Source organism: Pseudomonas sp. Marseille-Q5299, assembly GCF_943737035.1.
Classification (GTDB): Bacteria; Pseudomonadota; Gammaproteobacteria; order Pseudomonadales; family Pseudomonadaceae; genus Aquipseudomonas; species Aquipseudomonas putida_E.
The window spans coordinates 391,675-410,710 of sequence record NZ_CALSFR010000006.1 but is presented as its reverse complement, the minus strand read 5'-3'; the positions used below and the strand labels follow the sequence as shown (position 1 = coordinate 410,710).

Below are 19,036 nucleotides of genomic sequence, written 5' to 3'. Positions count from 1 at the left end.
ATCATGCCCCCATGATCAAAGACCCCTTCGAACGACTCGGCCTGGACCGCGAGGTTCTCACCGTCAGCCAGCTCAACGGCCGCGCCCGTGTGCTGCTGGAAGACGTGTTCCGCAGCGTCTGGGTGGAAGGCGAGATATCCAACCTCGCCCGCCCGGCCTCCGGCCACATGTACTTCACCCTCAAAGACAGCGGCGCCCAGGTGCGCTGCGCGCTGTTCCGGCAGAACGCCACACGTGTCCGCCAGGCCCTGCGCGATGGCCTGGCAGTGCGTGTGCGCGGCAAGGTCTCGCTGTTCGAAGGCCGTGGCGACTACCAGCTGATTCTCGACACCGTCGAACCGGCCGGTGACGGCGCTCTGCGCCTGGCCTTCGAGGCACTGAAGGAAAAGCTCGGCGCCGAGGGCCTGTTCAGCACCGAACGCAAAAAGCCGCTGCCCGCCCACCCGCAGCGCATCGGCATCATCAGTTCGCCCACCGGCGCGGTCATCCGCGACATCATCAGCGTGTTCGGCCGCCGCGCCCCGCAGGTCGAACTGAACCTGATCCCAACAGCAGTACAGGGCCGCGAAGCCATTGCGCAGATCGTGCGCGCCATCCGCCTGGCCGACAGCCTCGGTTTCGATGCCCTGATCCTGGCCCGTGGCGGCGGGTCGCTGGAAGACCTGTGGTGCTTCAACGAAGAAGCCGTGGCGCGTGCAATAGCGGCCTGCGTCACGCCGATCGTCAGCGCCGTGGGCCATGAGACCGACGTGTCGATCAGCGACTTTGTCGCCGATGTGCGCGCCCCTACGCCCTCTGCCGCCGCCGAGCTACTGGCCCCCGACAGCAGCGGGCTGCAGCAGCGCCTTGAAGGGTTGCAGCGGCGCCTGCTGCTGCGCATGCAGAACCGCCTGGCCCACGACCGCCTGCGCCTGGAATCGCTGACCCGGCGCCTGCGCCACCCCGGCGAGCGCTTGCGCCAGCAGGCCCAGCGCCTGGACGACCTGGACATGCGCCTGCGCCGCGCCTTCCTGCAGAGCCTCAACCAGCGCCGCGAACGCCTGGCGCGCCTCGACACACGCCTGGCCGCGCAGCATCCGGGGCGTACGCTGAAACTGCTCAGCCAACGCCTGGACAGCCTCGCCGAGCGGCTGCCGCGGGCCATGCGCGAGGTGCTCAAGGACCGCCGCCAGCGCTTTCAGGCGCAGTTGCAGACGCTGCAGGTGGTCAGCCCGCTGGCTACCCTGGCACGCGGCTACAGCATCCTTCTCGATGAGCGTGGCCAGGCCATCCGCAGTGCCGAGCAAACCCGCAATGGCCAGCGCCTGACTGCCCGCCTGAATGAAGGCGAATTGCAGGTGCGGGTCGAGGATAACCACCTGACTCCGGTCACCCTTTCTCTACTGGACTGACACATGCCCCGCCTGTTCGCCCCTCTGCTTGCCCTATCCCTGTTGTTGCTGGCCGGCGGTGCCCAGGCCAGCTACATCACCCGCACCCTGAACAAGCCTGTCCCGGGCGGCGTTGCCGTGGTCGATCTGGGCCGGGCGGCCACGGCGCCGAGCGCACGCTTCGACGGCAAACCGGTGCTGGTGGTGAAAGAGCAGGACAACTGGCTGGCCATCGTCGGCATTCCGCTGACGCAAAAGCCCGGCCCGGCCCTGCTGACCCAGGGCGGGCGCAGCCTGCCGTTCAGCGTGGGCAACAAGAAGTACCCCGAGCAGCACATCACCCTGAAGAACAAGCGCCAGGTCAACCCCAACCCAGCCGACCTCAAGCGCATCGACCGTGAGCTGGCCGAGCAGATCACGGCCTACCGCAGCTTCAGCCCGAACCTGCCGAGCAACCTGGTCCTCGACAAGCCGGTCAGCGGCCCGCTGTCGAGCAAGTTCGGCGTACGCCGCTTCTTCAACGGTGAAGAGCGCAACCCCCATGCGGGGCTCGATTTCGCGGTGCCTGCGGGCACGCCGATCAAGACACCGGCCAATGGCAAGGTGATCCTGGTGGGTGATTATTTCTTCAACGGCCGCACGGTGTTCGTCGACCATGGGCAGGGCTTCATCAGCATGTTCTGCCACATGTCGAAGGTTGATGTGAACGTGGGGCAGCAACTGCGTCGCGGCGATGTGGTGGGCAGGGTTGGCTCGACCGGGCGGGCGACCGGGCCGCACATGCACTGGAATGTCAGCCTGAATGATGCGCGGGTGGACCCGGCCATCTTCATTGGTGCGTTCCAGCCCTGATACCGTAGCGCCTTCATCGCCGGCAAGCCGGCTGCCAACCCCTTCCGGGAGCTGGCTTGCCGGCGAAGAGGCCAGCACCCTCGCCTGCGTTAGCTTGATTTGCGCAATCAAAAAATACAGCGCAATAAGCTCGAATCCCGAGAGAAATAACAGCCATAAAATCTCGCTATTTAGCTTTTTTTAAGCATTTATCTCAATTTTTCGCCAGTGCTTGCCATCCCTCACCCCACTGGTTAGGGTTGAAGGCATGAAAACCTTCAGCACCCTCATCCTGCTCCGACAACATCGCAGCCTCTGCCTGGTCAGCGCCCGACTACCAGGCTGATCGCGTCGCCTCGCCTCTTCATCTCGTTATCGCTCGGCAGGCCCGATCTCGGCCGCACACAAAAGGATTGCTTCCATGACCATGCTCAAAGACCCTTCGAAGAAGTACCGCGCCTTCCCGACCATCGACCTGCCAGACCGTACCTGGCCGTCGAAGACCATCACCGAAGCGCCGATCTGGTGCAGCTCGGACTTGCGTGATGGCAACCAGTCGCTGATCGAGCCGATGGACTCGGAGAAGAAGCTGCGGTTCTGGAAGACCTTGGTGCAGGTTGGCGTGAAGGAAATCGAAGCCTCGTTCCCGTCCGCCTCGCAGACCGATTTCGACTTCGTGCGCACCCTGATCGAAGAGGGTCACATCCCGGATGACACCACCATCCAGGTGCTCACCCAGGCCCGTGAAGACCTGATCGCGCGCACCTTCGAATCGCTGCGCGGGGCCAAGAAGGCCATCGTCCACCTGTACAACGCCACCAGCCCGTCGTTCCGCCGCATCGTCTTCAACCAGGACAAGCAAGGCGTGAAAGACATCGCGGTGAACGCGGCCAAGCTGTTCGTCAAGTACGCCGCCCAGCAGCCGGAAACCCAGTGGACGTTCCAGTACTCGCCGGAAACCTTCAGCGCCACTGAGCTGGATTTCGCCAAGGAAGTCTGCGACGCGGTCATCGAAGTGTGGAACCCGACGCCTGAGCACAAGGTCATCCTCAACCTGCCGGCCACCGTGGAAGTTGCCACGCCGAACATCTACGCCGACCAGATCGAGTGGTTCTGCCGCAACATCAGCCGCCGCGACAGCGTGATCATCAGCCTGCACTGCCACAACGACCGTGGCACCGGCATCGCCGCCACAGAACTGGGCCTGATGGCCGGTGCCGACCGTGCCGAAGGCTGCCTGTTCGGCAATGGCGAGCGTACCGGCAACGTCGACCTGGTGACCCTGGCACTGAACCTCTACACCCAGGGCATCGACCCACAACTGGACTTCTCCGACATCGACGGCGTGCGCAAGGTGGTCGAAGAATGCAACCAGCTGCCGGTTCACCCGCGTCATCCGTATGTCGGTGACCTGGTACACACTGCGTTCTCCGGCTCGCACCAGGACGCCATCCGCAAGGGCTTCGCCAAGCAGCAGGAAGGCGAGCTGTGGGAAGTGCCGTACCTGCCGATCGACCCGGCCGACATCGGCCGCAGCTACGAGGCCGTGATCCGCGTCAACAGCCAGTCGGGCAAAGGCGGCATCACCTACCTGCTCGAGCAGGAGTACGGCATCAGCCTGCCGCGCCGCATGCAGATCGAGTTCAGCCAGGTGGTTCAGGGTGAAACCGACCGCCTTGGCCTGGAAATGACCGCGCAGCAGATCTACAGCCTGCTGCACAAGGAATACCTCCAGGCCAACAGCCCGTACGCACTGGTCAGCCACCGCCTGCAGGAAGAAAACGGCCACAGCGCCGTGGAAGTGGAAGTCGCCGGTGAAGGCGAAACTACCCTGCACTGGCGCGGCAAGGGCAATGGCGCCCTCGAAGCCCTGGTAGCCGGCCTGCCGGTTGCGGTGGAGATCATGGACTACAACGAGCACGCGATCGGTGCCGGCACCAATGCCAAGGCCGCGGCCTACATCGAACTGCGCGTGGCCGGTGGCCGCCCGGTGCACGGCGTGGGTATCGATGAGAACATCACCACGGCCAGCTTCAAGGCACTGTTCAGCGCGCTGAACCGCTCGCTGAGCCAGCAAGAGGCCAAGGCCGCGTAACTTGCCCCCCCAAAAAAGCCCGCATCTTTGATGCGGGCTTTTTTTTACCCTGGATTCACCAGTTGGACTTGTCAGCCAGCTTAAACAACAGTTTAAGAAAAATCAGGCCCGTCAGTCAGTATGAGGACTACCCATTTTCACTTTCAACGAAGCGACTGCCATAGGTGCGAGCCCTAACCCTACGGGCACAATACCCGCAAGTATGGCTACAGCACTGCCAAAAGAACTGCTTATCAACCCTGCCAATGGGACAGAAAGCAGCATCGAAACTTTGAAGAGTGCACTGGTAATTCCGGTGACTCTGCCAAGCAAAGCCGCGGGTACCAGCGCCTGTCTCAATGTCCAAGCTGTAATGATCACATAGGCCCCAAAGAAGCCCACGAAAAAGGCTGACACATAGTAAGACTCAACCGTTCCTAGTCCAAGTGGCGACACCCCTGATGCAGCCATTCCAGCACTGCATGTACACACAGCAATGCGGGTATTTAATGCACGCATCATCCTCGGTGCGACTAATCCGGAAAAAATGGAACCCAAAGCATATGAAACCAAAAGGAATGGTGTTTCGCTGATATTGAATACCCCACTGTCCGCAGCACTCAGGAGCACGAAAAAAAGATAAATAGCTGTGAAGGCATTATTGCCCACGACGATATAAACAACATGCACCAGCGGCTTGTTTTGCACAAGCGCCCTATAGCTGGAGATAAAGGAAGTGGGGACAACCGGAGCGATGCGAGGCGGGAGTTCCAAAGAGGAGTAGCGATACAGAAAACTTGAAAGCAAAAAACAAATGGAAGCACCATAAAATACTACCACCGGATTTTTCAACATCAAAAAATATGAGACGGCGACGGGCGATAGGATGAGCGCACAGTGCTCGACGATAAGTAATCCTGCATTCATGCGCGGGAGTAAATCTTTATGGAGGATACGGGGTATCAGGCAAGCACGAAGATTGCTGAGTATATATATCCCGATGGAAATCACACTTAATAGAACAAACGTCTCTAACAACGTCCATCCCCCTCGCCGAATCGCATACAACGCCACATCACAGCATAGCCCCAGCGCGACCAAGAAACCTAAGGCTCGCGAGCGAACTCCATCCACAAGTCTCCCAGCCCAATAACCAAAGGCAACTGGACCTAAATAAACGGTCGCTCTTAGCAGCGCTGAGAAAACTTCATCCCCCGACCCACTTAGCATGCTTAGCGGTACGTAGATAAAAATCACCTGCGCTGCACACGCCTCGACAAAGAAAGCAAGAAGCAGACATGTTATTGCCTTTGATTGATTGTTCATAATTAACTAGTTACACATCAATTAACGAAGCGTAAATCGCGGCCAATCTACCGTCAACCAGCAGATTAGGTTGAATTGTCACCTGACAGTGACAATTTTATCTATGGAAGAGCAAATGTAAAAAAACCATACAGGGCATTGAGTTTTTCACCAAGTGCGACTAAGACTGAATCAGCAACTCATCCACAACAACAAAAAACGGAGTTTGTGATGTCAAGAAAAAAACTGTAGGAAGTTTCCGAAAACTATTATTCAACGGCAGGCTCGACCTGATTCTGGAGGCCCACAATGGGCTCTCCGCTAGAATAGTCGAGGAGACGGGCTATCCAGCTATTTGGGCGTCGGGACTCGCTATTTCCTCAGCGACGGGGCTTCGCGATTGCAATGAGGCATCATGGAGTCAGGTCATGGAGGTCGCTCAATGCATAGCTGACGCAGTAAATATCCCTGTTCTTTTCGACGGAGATTCAGGCTTCGGGAGTTTCAATAATGTAAGGCACATAGTTAAGCGCCTGTCGCACTATGGGATAGCTGGAGTTTCTTTAGAAGACAAACAGTTTCCTAAAATGAACTCGTTCGTCAGCCATGAGCACGCACTTAGTAGCGTGGATGAATTTTGCGGAAAGATTAAAGCTGCGCAGGATTCGAAACGGGATGATGACTTTATTGTTATTGCTCGTACAGAAGCATTGGTAGCCGGAATGAGTGTCCAGGCGGCTTTGAAACGAGCGGAGCAGTACTACGAAGCAGGTGCCGATGGAATTTTTATACACTCCAAAGAGACAGACGGATTCGACATATTGGAATCCAGTAAGTGCTGGGCAGGACGCTGCCCTTTGATAGTTGCCCCAACAACCTATAAAAACGTGTCGACGGAGCTACTACAGGAAGTTGGGGTCTCGGTGTATATATGTGCAAACCAAATGATGCGGGCCTCATTGCTTGCAATGCGAAATGCAGCAGCACAAATTCAGGCAGACAATAGCATCTGCAACATCGACAATAACATCTGTTCGCTCTCCGAAGTATTTCAACTTTTGAACTACGACGAACTAAAGGATGCGGAGCTGATTTATGCTCGACAAGAAAGCTAGCATGCGGGCTGCCTGCCACATGCTCAAAACAATCATGCTTGAATGTAAAGAAGTAAAGCTTAGCAACGGCGAGACACTCTTGGAGCACTCGCTTTGGAGTGCTCACCAAGCATTGACTGAGGGCTGTGCGGAAGAAGTGATTGTCGCAGCGTTGTTCCACGACATTGGCCATTTCCTATGCAACAGTGACCCGGAAATGACTCCATATGAAAAGGACTGCCAGCATGCTGATCTGGGTGCCCAATGGCTAAACCGATGGTTCCCTCAGTCAGTCTGCATCCCCATTCAACTCCATATCGATGCAAAGCGATACTTAATCACCGTTAATGAAAACTACAACGATCAACTGAGTTCGGGATCACTGTCAAGCTTACTTAACCAAGGGGGACGTATGACAAGCGAAGAAATCTTGGCGTTTCAAAACCAGCCATACCACCATGACGCGCTATCCATCCGAAAATTTGATGACACGCCGTATGACAATGGATTCGTGAATGCGTATTCAAGGTATGAAAAAATCATCATGGCCGTAATGAGGTGATGAATGAAAAGGACAATATTGGATGCTCATGTGCATCTGCTCATGTGGAAGCAGCAAGCAGAGCCGGATTGGAACTCAGTGAGCCAGACGCTGAAAGTAGCAAACTTTAATGAACTCGATGCAATCTGCATCACCGAACACATCGAAGCTAATGCTTACGAAAAACTGATGCTGGGTCTATTCTGCAGCAATCGCCTCGGTGGTAGCACGCAGGGAGATGGCTCAGTTATCTGTAACGGTGTCCTTGTGTTACCCGGTGCAGAGCTACATCTCGCGAACAATATGAACATTGGCGTGCATGCTGACCTGGAAACACTGCTGAGTCTTGATCGACGAGCGAGCGCGTATACCCTGGATACGCTTCATGGACTGCTAGAGAAGCGAGGCAGACCTTTTAAACTAGTAGCGCACCATATTTTTTGGCCAGGTAAGACATGCTCAGATCTTGAAGCTTTAAAACGCTGCATAAACGCGATCGAGGTCCCGGCCAAAGACCTCACTAACATACATAAATACTTGACATTAGCATCGACATTAAATCTCGACACTACAGGAGGGTCTGATTCTCACTCATTCATATCCATAGGCGCTTGTAAAACACTTATAAATGAAGATAACACGCACAGTCCACTCACCCTGAAAAAATGGCTGCACAGCCATCACACAACGCACGAACCGGATCGCGACTCATTGCGTTTAACTGCTTTGGCTAGGATCCATCGCCAAACCGACACAGAGAGAAGGGAACCATGAACAACAAAATAACTATTTGCAAAAACAACCTTGAGAGACTCCTTGCTTCGAGAAAGATGACCATGTCACACGTTTGTGATGTGGAGCTCGATGACAAATTCGCTTACTTCGAAAGTATTGAGCAATTGAGAGAGCTTGCTAGCTACTTGGCCTTGCCACTGAGCGATCTTTTTTTTAGGTTTTACTATTACCGACTTGGATAATGGCGTAAAAATAGCTAGGCGAGGAACTGGCTTCAAGCGTGAAGAAATCAGAAATGGTACTCATTGCTACACTTATGAGCATTTGGTTACAACCAATCAAGACCCTCGATTAATGGCTCTACGACTGGATGTACGCGCCAACGACTTCCAATGCATGCCTTTGAATGACGGACACTCATCAAAGGAAGTTGTATACGTAACTAAAGGGAGCGTACGGGTTCGGTGGCTGGACTCTGACAATGAGTTTAAAGAAGGGATATTGAACGAGGGCGACTCCATCTTCATTCTCCCCGATGTACCTCACGGGTTTGTCAGCAATGTACCTGGTGAGAAATCAGAAATTATCGCCATCAACTATGGCTAGCATTGAAAACAACAGACCAGGTGGCATAGGATAATTTTCACACTAGCCACCTTCTAGAAAACTAGTCACTGACGCAAGCTCCACCGGCAGGCATCAAGCATGCCGTGCTGCACTCCTTTATCTACTTGAAATTGCAGGTATGCATGCCTTGTGAATTATAGAGGATCAAACCATGACTATCACCGTCGGATTAATTGGCCTAGGTCAAATGGGTCATGCCATATGCCATCGACTTCTAGACACTGGCGTCGAGGTATTAATCCACAACCGCACGTACGAAAAAGCTGAAAAACTGATACACCGAGGGGCACTTTGGAAAAACAACTTGAGAGAGCTCGCAGCTAACGCAAACATTATTCTTGTATGTGTTAGCGGAGAAAGTGCACTACGGGCAATCTATTACTCAGATACTGACGGACTGCTTTATTCGCTCCAAGAAGGAAACGTCGTAATTGACTTCAGCACCTTATCAGCGGACTCTGCGGTCAACCTACATGAAGCGTTCGGAAATATCGGTGTGAGTTATATCGAATGCCCGATCTCTGGGGGAGTAATGGGCGCTCTCCAGGGAAAATTATGCTCTATTGTCTCAGGCAATGAACAAGCCTACTCATCGGCACATCCCATACTCATAAAAATCTGCAAAACAATCAACTACGTTAAACAACCTGGAAAGGCACAGCAACTTAAAATCCTCAACAATCTGGCAGAGTCTATCAATCTAGCAGGGGCCCTGGAAGTTATTCATCAAGGGCAGGCGTTGGGCTTGGATCTCGAATCAATGGTGAAGGTATTCACTTCCTGCCGCGGTCGTTCTGCCTACATGCATGTATCGCTGAACTATATTCTCTCAGGGTTGACAACTAGTCATGTGACGCTGGCCGTCCGCTGTAAAGATTTGGAATTGGCGCAATCTCAATTACCAGACCTTAAGGCTTATCCAGCAACAGCGATGGCGATCCAATGCTTCATCGACGCCAGACACGCCTTTGGCGACGACGTTGACCAATGCCAATACTTTTCACTACTCGCTCAACGACGGAGTGTTACATCATGAATCCACGTCAAGATATTATCGTCGAAGACACGACATTACGAGATGGCGAGCAAGCACCTGGCATTTCGTTTGGAAGAGCAACTAAACTAAAGATATTCGATGCCCTTATCGACGCGGGCATACGCTGGATTGAAGGCGGTATATATGCGATGGGCGGCACTGAGAGCCGAACATTAAGTGAGATGCTAGAGCGCACACAGGGAACTGATATTCGACTGGTAGGCTGGAATAGAGGGATACGTGCAGACGTAGAAGCATCACTCGACGCAGGCTACCGATACATACATATCGGGTTACCCACCTCAGAGGTCCACCTGAAGCACAGCATAAACAAATCAAAGGACTGGCTTGTCAGACAGGCATGCGAATTAATAGACTGTGCAAAGCAACGCGATGTATTTGTCTCAATCAGCGCTGAAGATGTTGCCCGCTCAGACTTGTCATTTGTCGTTGATTATGCCGGCCACATCTGCGAAGCGGGAGCCGATAGGTTACGGCTCTCTGACACGATTGGAGTGCTTACGCCTGAACAGTACCACTCCATCATCCGTACAGTGGTATCCGCAGTGGAGATTGATACCCAGTGCCATGCTCATAACGACTTCGGCCTCGGTGTAAGCAATACATTATCCGGTTTGCAGGCAGGCGCAAAATATTTTCATGCCACTGTAAACGGTATTGGTGAACGAGCGGGAATGCCTGACCTGGCGCAAATGGTAATGTCCCTAAAAATTCAATACGGGATTGACCTTGGTGTTAAGCCGGAAAAGCTTCAAACACTCTCTGAGATTGTCGCCAATGCAACTGGCTCTCAAATCAATCCTTGGCAGCCCATCGTGGGCAGCAACATTTTTTCTCACGAGTCAGGTATTCACACAAAAGGTACTCTCAACAACGGCAAGTCATTCGAGCCTTACGACCCAAGCGTGATGGGGCGCGAACGTCACATTATCGTCGGTAAACATTCTGGACGCGCCTCAATAAAATACGCATTGGACCAATTGCAAATCACATGCTCAGATGATGAAGTCCAGCAATTGCTGCAATTGGTAAGAGAGGCATCCATGATTAAATCAAGTGCCATAACTCTTACCGATGTGGCCATGCTTTGCTCCACTATAAAGAAAGGAAGGCAACATGGAGTTTAACATCACAGCAAGACTCGATGACCTTCAGAAATTAATACAAAAACGAAAAATGACTTTAGATAATATTCGAGGCCTCTATGATAGAACCATCGACGGCATTACAATTAACTCTACGCAGCTTAAAAATATTGCCCAACATCTTAACGTCACAGCAGCCTATGTGATTGACGAATTAGGCGGCGAGTACGATAAATCTCAAAGCTGCGTTTTCGGCGGACTCATCCGATTCGATCGCCTACGGCACGTGCAGGGTGAGCCTGCCTATTTTTACCGCCACTTACTCAAGACAACTTCAGATAAAAATCTGCTGGTACTCAGGACTACCCCTCTATTCCCATCGGCCGAGAAGGCAATACTAAACGCCGGACATAAGGCTAGAGAATTCGTATACATTCTCTCTGGGACAGTAGGGGTTAAATGGGGAAGTCATCCACATCTTCACAACGAGGTACTAAATGAGGGAGATTCCATTTTCATTGAAGAATGGACTCCTCATTGTTTCTATAAACTTGAACCGGATTCACAAATTCTCGCGATTGACTACCTTTAACTACTGTCACAGTCGCTGAGCCGGGAGAAAGCCAAGTCGACTTAAGCGGTGCCGCGATGAACGAGAAAGTCCGCATATTTGATGCGGGCTTTTTTAACCTATACCGGCCTTTCGCGGGTCAACCCGCTCCCATAGAGACTTCACAGAATTCGAACGCTGTGCAATGCCTGTGAAAGCGGGTTTACCCGCGAAAGGGTCGGCACTGGCAATTCAAAAACGCCGGGCAAAAAAAGGGGCGCCGACCAAGCGCCCCATAAGCCGTAAAGCACACAACAAATTCAGTATCAGTCCAGCAAAGCCATCGCCTCGGCGCTGCACGCTTCGATCCGCGCCCAGTCGCCGTTCTTGATCCAGCTGCTGTCGAGCATCCAGGTGCCGCCCACGCACATCACATTGGGCAGCGCCATGTAGTTGCGCACGTTGGCCGGGTTGACGCCACCGGTAGGGCAGAATCGAATATCACCGAACGGGCCACCAAAGGCCTTGATCGCTGCCACGCCACCGCTGATTTCCGCCGGGAACAGCTTGAAGCGGCGATAACCCAAGGCATAACCCATCATGATTTCCGAAGGCGTGCTGATGCCCGGCAACAATGGGATATCGCTGTCGACTCCAGCTTCGAGGATGTCCTGAGTAATCCCCGGGGTAACGACAAACTGCGCGCCCGCCGCCTCGACTGCGGCAAACATGCCGCGATCGAGCACCGTACCAGCACCGACACACAGTTCCGGACGCTGGTCACGCAGCACCTGGATAGCCTTAAGGCCATACTGTGAGCGCAGGGTTACTTCCAAGGTGCGGATACCACCAGCGGCCAGGGCATCGGCCAGCGGCAGGATGTCTTCCTCACGGGCGATGGTGATCACCGGCAGGATGCGCGCCGCCCCACAGATCGCATCGATCCGGGCGGCTTTCTCGGCCATCGAGAGCAGAGGCTGGGGGCGTTCAAGGGTGGTCATGACAGTGGATCCTTTGCTCATGGGCACCAGTAGATGTCCAGGGGGTCGTGAAGAAAGGCGCGAATCGGCATTTCATTGAAGTCGTTGCCCGCCAGCGCGGCGCGCAGGGTAGCGAGTTTGCCCGTGCCCTGCACGGACAGCGCGATGAAAGCGGCGCTGGCCAGCAGCGAACGGGTCAGCGAGAGGCGCTGGTGCGGCACGCTCGGGGCCAGCAACGGCAGGCAACGGCGCTTGCTGTTCAGGTCCAGGCCCTCGGCGAGATTCGGGCTGTTGGGGAACAGCGAAGCCGTATGGCCATCGTCGCCCATGCCCAGTACCAGCACGTCGATAGCCGGCAGATCGGCCAGTGCCTGGTCGGCCTTGGCAGCCGCCGCGTCGAGGTTCTCGGCCTGCTGATACAGCCCGACAAAACGAGCCTTGGCAGCGCCCCCCTGGAACAGATGGCGGGCCAGCAAACCGGCATTGCTGTCGGCGTGCTCCACCGGCACCCAACGCTCGTCGGCCAGGCTGACGGTGACCTTGGACCAGTCCAGGGCCTCGGTCGCCAGCTTCTCCAGGAACGGCACCGGGCTGCGGCCACCGGACAACACCAGGCAAGCCCGCCCTTTCGCGGCGATGGCTGCGCGCAAGCGCTCGGCCACATCAGCCGCCAATGTTGCCGAAAGTACGCGGGCATCATTCAGCTGATGCGCCTTGACCGATGTCGGCAAATTCAATTCAGATATCCCCATACCACGCCCTCCCATCCCGTGTAATCAGTGCGATCGAGCTCATCGGCCCCCAAGACCCAGCCGCATACGGCTTGGGCGCATCGCCGGCGCTTTGCCAGCCCGCGATCAACTGGTCGCACCACTTCCAGGCATATTCGATTTCATCCTTGCGCACGAACAGGTTCTGGTTGCCGCGCATCACCTCGAGCAGCAGGCGTTCGTAGGCATCCGGAATCCGCGCGGTGCGCCAGGTGTCGGAAAAATTCAATTGCAAGGGGCCGCTGCGCAGTTGCATGCCTTTGTCCAGGCCCTGCTCCTTGGTCATCACACGTAGAGAGATGCCTTCACTCGGCTGCAGGCGGATGATCAGTTTGTTGCCGACCTGCAAGCGCTGCTCCGGGGCGAAGATGTAGTGCGGCGTCTCCTTGAAGTGGATGACGATCTGCGACAGCTTCTGCGGCATGCGCTTACCGGTACGCAGGTAGAACGGTACGCCCGACCAGCGCCAGTTACGAATGTCGGCACGCAGGGCGACGAAGGTTTCCGTGTCGCTCTGGGCGTTGGCGTTGTCTTCTTCCAGGTAACCCGGCACCGGCTGGCCGTCGCTGTAGCCGGCAATGTACTGGCCGCGCACCACGCGGGTACTCAAGCCCTCGCCGGTGATCGGCGCAAGGGCTTTGAGCACCTTGACCTTCTCATCGCGGATGCTGTCAGCCGACAGCTCGCTGGGCGGGTCCATGGCAATCAGGCACAACAGCTGCAGCAGGTGATTCTGAATCATGTCGCGCAGCTGCCCGGCCTTGTCGAAATAGCCCCAGCGGCCTTCGATGCCGACCTTCTCGGCCACGGTGATTTCCACGTGGGAGATGGAGTTCTGGTTCCACTGGGTTTCGAACAGGCTGTTGGCGAAGCGCAGGGCGATCAGGTTCTGCACCGTCTCCTTGCCCAGGTAATGGTCGATGCGGTAAACACGGCTTTCCGGGAAGAACCGCGCCACGGCGTCGTTCACCCGGCGCGACGACTCAAGATCGTGCCCGATGGGCTTTTCCAGCACCACACGGGTGCGCGCGGCGAGGCCCGCCTTGTCGAGGTTTTCGCAGATCGCGCCATACACGGCAGCTGCGGTGGCGAAATAGGCAATCAACGGCAGCTCGGCAGGTGCCTGCTCGGCCAGGGCCTGGTAGCCCTCCGGCTGCAGGAAGTCCAGGTGCTGGTAGCTCAGACGCCCCAGAAAACGCCCCAGCGCCGCAGGTTCCAGATCGGCCTCCGCCACATGTTTGCGCAGATGTGCATCGATGGTATTCAGGTGCTCCTGCACGCTGCCAGGCTCGCGGGCCAGCGCCAGCAAGCGAGTATCGGCGTGCAGCAAATTGGCGCGGTCGAGCTGGTAGAGCGCAGGAAACAGCTTGCGCAATGCCAGGTCGCCCAGGGCGCCGAACAGGGCAAAGGTGCAAGGTTCAACACTGATCGCAGCCATGATGTTGGTTCTTTCCTAAAGTTGGCCTAGGAATACCGCTTTCACATACGGTTTTCAAGAGAAAATGTAGTAAAAACCACAACATTACACACAAGTGTTACAGATAAGTGGTGCGCCACCCGTACCGACAGTACGATAGACGACCGTGCAAAAAGCCTGCTGCTTCGCCAGCCGGCTGTCTTCCCGACCCAAGGACACACCCATGGACCGCGTGCGAAACCTCCTGGAGCAGATCCAGGGACGCCTCGACGAGCTGAACAAGGCCGAACGCAAAGTCGCCGAAGTCATCCTGCTCAACCCGCAACAAGCCACCCGTTTCAGCATTGCCGCACTGGCCCAGGCGGCCAAGGTCAGCGAACCGACCGTCAACCGTTTCTGCCGTTCGTTCGGCGTCAGCGGTTACCCCGAGCTCAAGCTGCAGCTGGCGCAAAGCCTGGCCAGTGGCGCGGCCTATGTCAGCCGCGCCGTCGAGGCCGATGACGATCCTGCAGCCTACACCCAGAAGATCTTTGCCAGTGCCATCGCCTCGCTCGACAGTGCCTGCCAGCAGCTTGACCCGCAGCAGGTCAGCCGCGCCGTGGACATGATGATCCAGGCCCGGCAGATCCACTTCTTCGGCCTGGGCGCTTCTGCCCCGGTAGCCCTGGACGCCCAGCACAAGTTCTTCCGTTTCAACCTCGCCGTCTCGGCCCACGCCGACGTGCTGATGCAGCGCATGCTGGCTTCGGTGGCTCACACTGGCGATCTGTTCGTGATCATCTCCTACACCGGGCGCACCCGCGAATTGGTGGAGGTGGCGCGCCTGGCCCGGGAAAACGGCGCCTCGGTGCTCGGCCTGACCGCCGCTGGCTCACCCCTGGCCCAAGCGTGCAGCCTGAGCCTGCACATCCCGCTGCCGGAAGACACCGACATCTACATGCCGATGACGTCGCGGATCATCCAACTGACCGTGCTCGACGTACTCGCCACCGGGATGACCCTGCGCCGCGGCGTGGACTTCCAGCCGCACCTGCGCAAGATCAAGGAAAGCCTCAACGCCAGCCGCTACCCGATCGAGGACGACGAACTCAGCTGAGCCGGTGCGCCTGCAGCCGCAAATGAGCGCGCTGCCCCGGCGCCAGGCTCAAGCCTTCGCCACTGCCGCTGGCCGCCTCGACACAGACGAAACCCTGGCTCTCGCGCCCGCTCACACCCATCAACGGGCGGTTGCCTGGGTGCCACACCACAGTATCGTCGCTGTCACCCGTATCGATACACAGTTCACGCTGCCAGGCGGGGTCCTGCAACTGCACGCGTGGCGTGCCGGGGTAGACCTTCTGGCAGCCGCCCTTGAGCTTCAATGCGCCCTCCTCGCGGCAGGCTTGCCGGCTCAGACGGTCATAGCCTTCGATATCTTCAAGCCCGGACAGCGCTATCTCGGAAACGTCACTGATACGCCAGTAGGCCAGCAGTGCATGGCTCAACTGGCAGGGTTCGCTGTCCTGGTGCTCGGTACTCAGGCTCAGTTCCATGCGGCTGCCCAGGCGGGCATGCAGGTCGACCTGCCAGTCGCACAAGTCCAGCCGCCACTTCAGGCTCACGCCCTCCTCGTCCTCCCGGCTGTCCACCAGCTTCCAGTCCAGCAGGCGCGCCCAGCCATGGGCCGGCCACAGGTCCTCGCTGGGGTGGCGGCCATACCACGGCCAGCACACCGGCACGCCGCCACGGATTGCCCCCACCTGCGGCCACTGTTCGGCGCACCATAGCCATGGCCGCTCGCCGGCCGGCTGGAAGTGCAGCAACTGTGCGCCCTGGCGGCTGAAAACCGCCTGGCAGCAGGGGTGATCGATGATCAGCACATCGCGCTGCTGGTAACGCTCCCACTCGAATGTCGGCCTCGGCCTCTGTACGGAAAAGAAGCGATGTAGCGGATGTTCAGGCATGGTTCCAAGCTCTTGTTGTTTGAGATAGCGCTGTCTCGGCCTATCCCCGACAACCACTGCAAGCCAGTGGATGCCGGGAGCCGTTTTTGGATTGGCGTAAATTTACAACAAATGTGCTCAGAATGACGACTGAATCTTCAACCCTGCGACCAGCGCGTTGTCCACCTCATCCACGCCACCCGGGCTCTTGATGTACTGAAGGTTCGGGCGCACGGTCAGCCAGTTGGTCACATGGAAGCCGTAATAGAGCTCGGCGTTGTACTCGGTACGCTGCAGCGGCACGAAGCCCGGGTTGTCGTAGTCATTGATGCCGCTCTGGGCGTTAAGCTGTTCGGCGCGCTTCTTCACATCATCGTTGACGTGGATGCGGGCGACACCAAAGCCGATATCATCCTTGGGCCGGGCATCGAAGGCACCTTTGTACACCAACCCCACCTGCTGGTAGTTGTCGACCACGTTGGTGGCCTTGTCGTGCACGGTGAAGTTGGCGAACAGGCTGAGACCGCGGCTGACGTCGCCGCCGTGGGCGGTGACCTGCTGCTGCGCAACCACCCACCAGCCGTGCTTGCTGGAGTGTGATTTGAAACCGGCGCCGCTGATCCCTTGCGGGTTGCCATTGACGTCTTCGTAGACGTCTTCGGCGTCAGCCGTGCTGTAGTAATAGCCCAGGCGGTACTCGCCCGGCAGGCCGTTGACCTTGGGCGACCAGACGGCCTCCACCGGCAGGATCGCACCCTTGGTGCCGCTGCCGCTGAGCTTGAAGCCGTTGCCGGTTTCCAGGTTGGAGGGGTTCTGCTCGAACGCGCCGACCTGCACGAAGAACTCCGGCGTGATGTTGTACTTGACCCGCAGCGCCCACTGGCTGACCGGCCAGTTGTACCAGATGCCGCCGACCCAGTTGCCCACCTGCGATCCACAGAAGGCCAGGTTCTGGAAGTCGCAGGGGAAGCTGTTGAAGTCCTCGCCCTCGCCGAAACGGCCGAATTTCACATCCAGGGCACCGTCGAAGTACTTCTGCTTGATCCACATCTGGGTCAGGCGCCAGGTCTGGCCGCGGCCCCACACCTCCTGCACCGAACTGAACTGGCCAGCACGCGGGTCGCTGATGCGATCATTGGAGAGGTTGCGGCCACTGCGCTCGGTGATCGCCAGCTTGAACTCGGCATCGTGCCAGCCAAGGATCTTCTGCAGGTCCAGGTGCGCGCCGAGGGCGAACTGGTCACTGTAGCGTGCGGTCTTGTCGTCGTTGTAGCCGCCATTGAGGTTGCCGGCGACCTCGCCCACATAGTCGAGGGTGAAGTCATAGCCTTTTTCCAGCAGTTCGGTGCGGGTACCGCCCCAGTCGCCGGTCATCCATTTCGATTCGCTGGAGAAGGCCTCGGCGGCCTGCACCCCGCTACTCCCAACCATGGCCAGAAGGGCCAGCGAGCCCAAGGTCCTTATGCGATTGCGCTGTTCCATCCCTTTGCGTCCTCTTTTTCTTATTGATGGTATCGACGATTCAACGGCTCTTGAGGTGAGTCACGTTGCCCTTCAGTGAAGCGTTGGCAGTATTCAAGTCCAGGCGTTCGCCGCTGGCGGCGTCGAACAGCAGCACCCGTGCCGGGTCGAACTGCAGGTTCAGGCTGTCACCGACCCGGCACGCCACATCCGGCGCCAGGCGGCAGCACACTTTGGTCTGGTTGAGGGTAACGAAGACCAACAGGTCAGGGCCGGTAGGTTCGGTTACCTGCACCTCGGCGCGAATGCCCGGCAGGCCGTTGCCCTCCCCCGTACCCAGGCTGATTTGCTCCGGGCGGATGCCGAGGATGATCTCGCGCCCGTCCAGCTCGTCGCCGGCCACGCCCAACGGCAGCTCACAACGTGCCTGGCCGCTGTCGAGCAGGGCCAGCAGGCGCCCGTCCTGCCTGGTCAGGCGTACCGGTATGAAGTTCATCGGCGGCGAGCCGATGAAGCTGGCAACGAACTGATTGGCCGGGTCGTTGTAGATCTGCTGCGGGGTACCGAACTGCTGGATGATACCGTCCTTCATCACCGCAACCTTGTCGCCCAGGGTCATGGCCTCGATCTGGTCGTGGGTGACATACACCGTGGTGGTCTTGAGCCGCTGGTGCATCAGTTTCATTTCCGTGCGCATCTCGACGCGCAGCTTGGCGTCGAGGTTGGACAACGGCTCGTCGAACAGGTAGATCTTCGGCCGCCGCGCCAAGGCGCGGCCCATCGCCACCCGCTGCTGCTGGCCACCGGACAATTGCGCCGGCTTGCGTGAAAGCAGATGTTCGATCTGCAACAGCTTGGCCACACGCGCCACTTCCTCGTCGATGGCAGCCTGCGGCATCTTGCGGATCTTCAGGCCGAACTCGATGTTCTCGCGCACGCTCATGGTCGGGTACAGCGCGTAGGACTGGAACACCATGGCGATATCACGGTCCTTGGGGCTCATGCCGCTGACATCCTGGTCATCGATGAGAATCGCGCCACCGGTGATGTTCTCAAGGCCTGCGATGCAGTTCATCAAGGTCGACTTACCGCACCCCGAAGGGCCGACCAATATCAGGAACTCGCCGTCTTTGATCGACAGCTGGATGTCCTTGAGCGTATCCGGCAGGCCGCTGCCGTAGGTCTTGTTCACATTACGAAGTTCAAGCGTTGCCATG

At 57.1% G+C, this 19,036-nt stretch carries 18 protein-coding genes; 11 read left to right on the top strand and 7 right to left on the bottom strand.

Translation table 11 applies throughout. The features are described from left to right. The first annotated feature begins 11 nt into the window (after positions 1–11). The 3 genes from xseA to leuA all read left to right on the top strand — a co-directional run bounded on the left by xseA (position 12) and on the right by leuA (position 4,296). Positions 12–1,391, top strand: coding sequence for an exodeoxyribonuclease VII large subunit (xseA, locus tag NGJ21_RS19170; protein ID WP_115273977.1), 1,380 nt, complete (start codon positions 12–14; stop codon positions 1,389–1,391). 3 nt (positions 1,392–1,394) lie between these two features. Beyond that, positions 1,395–2,222, top strand: coding sequence for a peptidoglycan DD-metalloendopeptidase family protein (locus tag NGJ21_RS19165; RefSeq protein WP_115273976.1), 828 nt, complete (start codon positions 1,395–1,397; stop codon positions 2,220–2,222). A gap of 400 nt (positions 2,223–2,622) precedes the next feature. Beyond that, positions 2,623–4,296, top strand: a complete 1,674-nt coding sequence (gene leuA, locus NGJ21_RS19160; protein WP_251962507.1) for a 2-isopropylmalate synthase — start codon at positions 2,623–2,625, stop codon at positions 4,294–4,296. Between the two features lie 111 nt (positions 4,297–4,407). Here leuA and NGJ21_RS19155 read toward each other — a convergent pair whose 3' ends face one another. Continuing rightward, positions 4,408–5,601, bottom strand: a complete 1,194-nt coding sequence (locus NGJ21_RS19155) for an MFS transporter (RefSeq protein ID WP_251962506.1) — start codon at positions 5,599–5,601, stop codon at positions 4,408–4,410. Between the two features lie 170 nt (positions 5,602–5,771). Here NGJ21_RS19155 and aepX point away from each other — a divergent pair, with 170 nt between their 5' ends. The 7 genes from aepX (at position 5,772) to NGJ21_RS19125 (ending at position 11,311) form a co-directional block, all read left to right on the top strand. Then, complete coding sequence (gene aepX, locus NGJ21_RS19150) at positions 5,772–6,695, top strand: phosphoenolpyruvate mutase (protein WP_286010442.1); 924 nt, start codon at positions 5,772–5,774, stop codon at positions 6,693–6,695. Next, the gene (locus tag NGJ21_RS19145; protein WP_125924463.1) at positions 6,676–7,236 is read left to right on the top strand and encodes an HD domain-containing protein; all 561 of its coding nucleotides are present in this window, start codon (positions 6,676–6,678) and stop codon (positions 7,234–7,236) included. The genes aepX and NGJ21_RS19145 overlap by 20 nt, the downstream gene beginning before the upstream one ends. 3 nt (positions 7,237–7,239) lie before the next feature. Further along, entirely contained in the window at positions 7,240–7,989 is a 750-nt protein-coding gene (locus NGJ21_RS19140; protein WP_251962505.1) for a PHP-associated domain-containing protein, read from the top strand. Between the two features lie 315 nt (positions 7,990–8,304). After that, a complete protein-coding gene (locus tag NGJ21_RS25950) occupies positions 8,305–8,556 on the top strand; it encodes a cupin domain-containing protein (protein ID WP_353506397.1) in 252 nt (83 codons plus the stop codon). 172 nt (positions 8,557–8,728) lie between these two features. After that, the gene (locus tag NGJ21_RS19135) at positions 8,729–9,613 is read left to right on the top strand and encodes an NAD(P)-dependent oxidoreductase (protein ID WP_251962504.1); all 885 of its coding nucleotides are present in this window, start codon (positions 8,729–8,731) and stop codon (positions 9,611–9,613) included. Continuing rightward, entirely contained in the window at positions 9,610–10,761 is a 1,152-nt protein-coding gene (locus NGJ21_RS19130) for a hydroxymethylglutaryl-CoA lyase-like TIM-barrel protein (RefSeq protein ID WP_251962503.1), read from the top strand. The genes NGJ21_RS19135 and NGJ21_RS19130 overlap by 4 nt, the downstream gene beginning before the upstream one ends. Then, entirely contained in the window at positions 10,751–11,311 is a 561-nt protein-coding gene (locus tag NGJ21_RS19125; protein WP_161871655.1) for a cupin domain-containing protein, read from the top strand. The genes NGJ21_RS19130 and NGJ21_RS19125 overlap by 11 nt, the downstream gene beginning before the upstream one ends. 284 nt (positions 11,312–11,595) lie before the next feature. Here the strand turns inward: NGJ21_RS19125 and NGJ21_RS19120 are convergent, their stop codons facing one another. Genes NGJ21_RS19120 through zwf form a run of 3 tightly spaced genes read right to left on the bottom strand, consistent with a single transcriptional unit; the run spans position 11,596 to position 14,457 of the window. After that, a complete protein-coding gene (locus NGJ21_RS19120; protein ID WP_251962502.1) occupies positions 11,596–12,270 on the bottom strand; it encodes a bifunctional 4-hydroxy-2-oxoglutarate aldolase/2-dehydro-3-deoxy-phosphogluconate aldolase in 675 nt (224 codons plus the stop codon). 17 nt (positions 12,271–12,287) lie between these two features. Beyond that, entirely contained in the window at positions 12,288–13,001 is a 714-nt protein-coding gene (gene pgl, locus NGJ21_RS19115; RefSeq protein ID WP_251962501.1) for a 6-phosphogluconolactonase, read from the bottom strand. Then, positions 12,988–14,457, bottom strand: coding sequence for a glucose-6-phosphate dehydrogenase (gene zwf, locus NGJ21_RS19110; RefSeq protein WP_251962500.1), 1,470 nt, complete (start codon positions 14,455–14,457; stop codon positions 12,988–12,990). The genes pgl and zwf overlap by 14 nt, the downstream gene beginning before the upstream one ends. Positions 14,458–14,668: 211 nt before the next feature. Between zwf and hexR the strand changes: the two genes are divergently transcribed. Beyond that, positions 14,669–15,532 carry a DNA-binding transcriptional regulator HexR gene (hexR, locus tag NGJ21_RS19105; RefSeq protein WP_174141604.1) on the top strand — a complete coding sequence of 288 codons (864 nt, stop codon included), beginning with the start codon at positions 14,669–14,671 and terminating at the stop codon, positions 15,530–15,532. On the opposite strand, the gene NGJ21_RS19100 is transcribed toward hexR, so the two are convergent. From NGJ21_RS19100 to NGJ21_RS19090, 3 genes are all read right to left on the bottom strand, one after another. Continuing rightward, a complete protein-coding gene (locus NGJ21_RS19100; protein WP_115273973.1) occupies positions 15,525–16,379 on the bottom strand; it encodes a D-hexose-6-phosphate mutarotase in 855 nt (284 codons plus the stop codon). The two genes, hexR and NGJ21_RS19100, sit on opposite strands and share 8 nt — an antisense overlap. Before the next feature lie 117 nt (positions 16,380–16,496). Continuing rightward, the gene (locus NGJ21_RS19095) at positions 16,497–17,789 is read right to left on the bottom strand and encodes a carbohydrate porin (protein ID WP_223255080.1); all 1,293 of its coding nucleotides are present in this window, start codon (positions 17,787–17,789) and stop codon (positions 16,497–16,499) included. 91 nt (positions 17,790–17,880) lie between these two features. Next, positions 17,881–19,035 carry an ABC transporter ATP-binding protein gene (locus NGJ21_RS19090; protein ID WP_251962499.1) on the bottom strand — a complete coding sequence of 385 codons (1,155 nt, stop codon included), beginning with the start codon at positions 19,033–19,035 and terminating at the stop codon, positions 17,881–17,883. Position 19,036: the final 1 nt, after the last annotated feature.

Coding starts and splice junctions, on each gene's coding strand:
- xseA (WP_115273977.1), top strand. CDS start 12: ATGATCAAAGACCCCTTCGAACGACTCGGCCTGGACCGCGAGGTTCTC.
- NGJ21_RS19165 (WP_115273976.1), top strand. CDS start 1,395: ATGCCCCGCCTGTTCGCCCCTCTGCTTGCCCTATCCCTGTTGTTGCTG.
- leuA (WP_251962507.1), top strand. CDS start 2,623: ATGACCATGCTCAAAGACCCTTCGAAGAAGTACCGCGCCTTCCCGACC.
- NGJ21_RS19155 (WP_251962506.1), bottom strand. CDS start 5,601: ATGAACAATCAATCAAAGGCAATAACATGTCTGCTTCTTGCTTTCTTT.
- NGJ21_RS19145 (WP_125924463.1), top strand. CDS start 6,676: ATGCTCGACAAGAAAGCTAGCATGCGGGCTGCCTGCCACATGCTCAAA.
- NGJ21_RS19140 (WP_251962505.1), top strand. CDS start 7,240: ATGAAAAGGACAATATTGGATGCTCATGTGCATCTGCTCATGTGGAAG.
- NGJ21_RS25950 (WP_353506397.1), top strand. CDS start 8,305: ATGGCTCTACGACTGGATGTACGCGCCAACGACTTCCAATGCATGCCT.
- NGJ21_RS19135 (WP_251962504.1), top strand. CDS start 8,729: ATGACTATCACCGTCGGATTAATTGGCCTAGGTCAAATGGGTCATGCC.
- NGJ21_RS19130 (WP_251962503.1), top strand. CDS start 9,610: ATGAATCCACGTCAAGATATTATCGTCGAAGACACGACATTACGAGAT.
- NGJ21_RS19125 (WP_161871655.1), top strand. CDS start 10,751: ATGGAGTTTAACATCACAGCAAGACTCGATGACCTTCAGAAATTAATA.
- NGJ21_RS19120 (WP_251962502.1), bottom strand. CDS start 12,270: ATGACCACCCTTGAACGCCCCCAGCCTCTGCTCTCGATGGCCGAGAAA.
- pgl (WP_251962501.1), bottom strand. CDS start 13,001: ATGGGGATATCTGAATTGAATTTGCCGACATCGGTCAAGGCGCATCAG.
- zwf (WP_251962500.1), bottom strand. CDS start 14,457: ATGGCTGCGATCAGTGTTGAACCTTGCACCTTTGCCCTGTTCGGCGCC.
- NGJ21_RS19100 (WP_115273973.1), bottom strand. CDS start 16,379: ATGCCTGAACATCCGCTACATCGCTTCTTTTCCGTACAGAGGCCGAGG.
- NGJ21_RS19095 (WP_223255080.1), bottom strand. CDS start 17,789: ATGGTTGGGAGTAGCGGGGTGCAGGCCGCCGAGGCCTTCTCCAGCGAA.
- NGJ21_RS19090 (WP_251962499.1), bottom strand. CDS start 19,035: ATGGCAACGCTTGAACTTCGTAATGTGAACAAGACCTACGGCAGCGGC.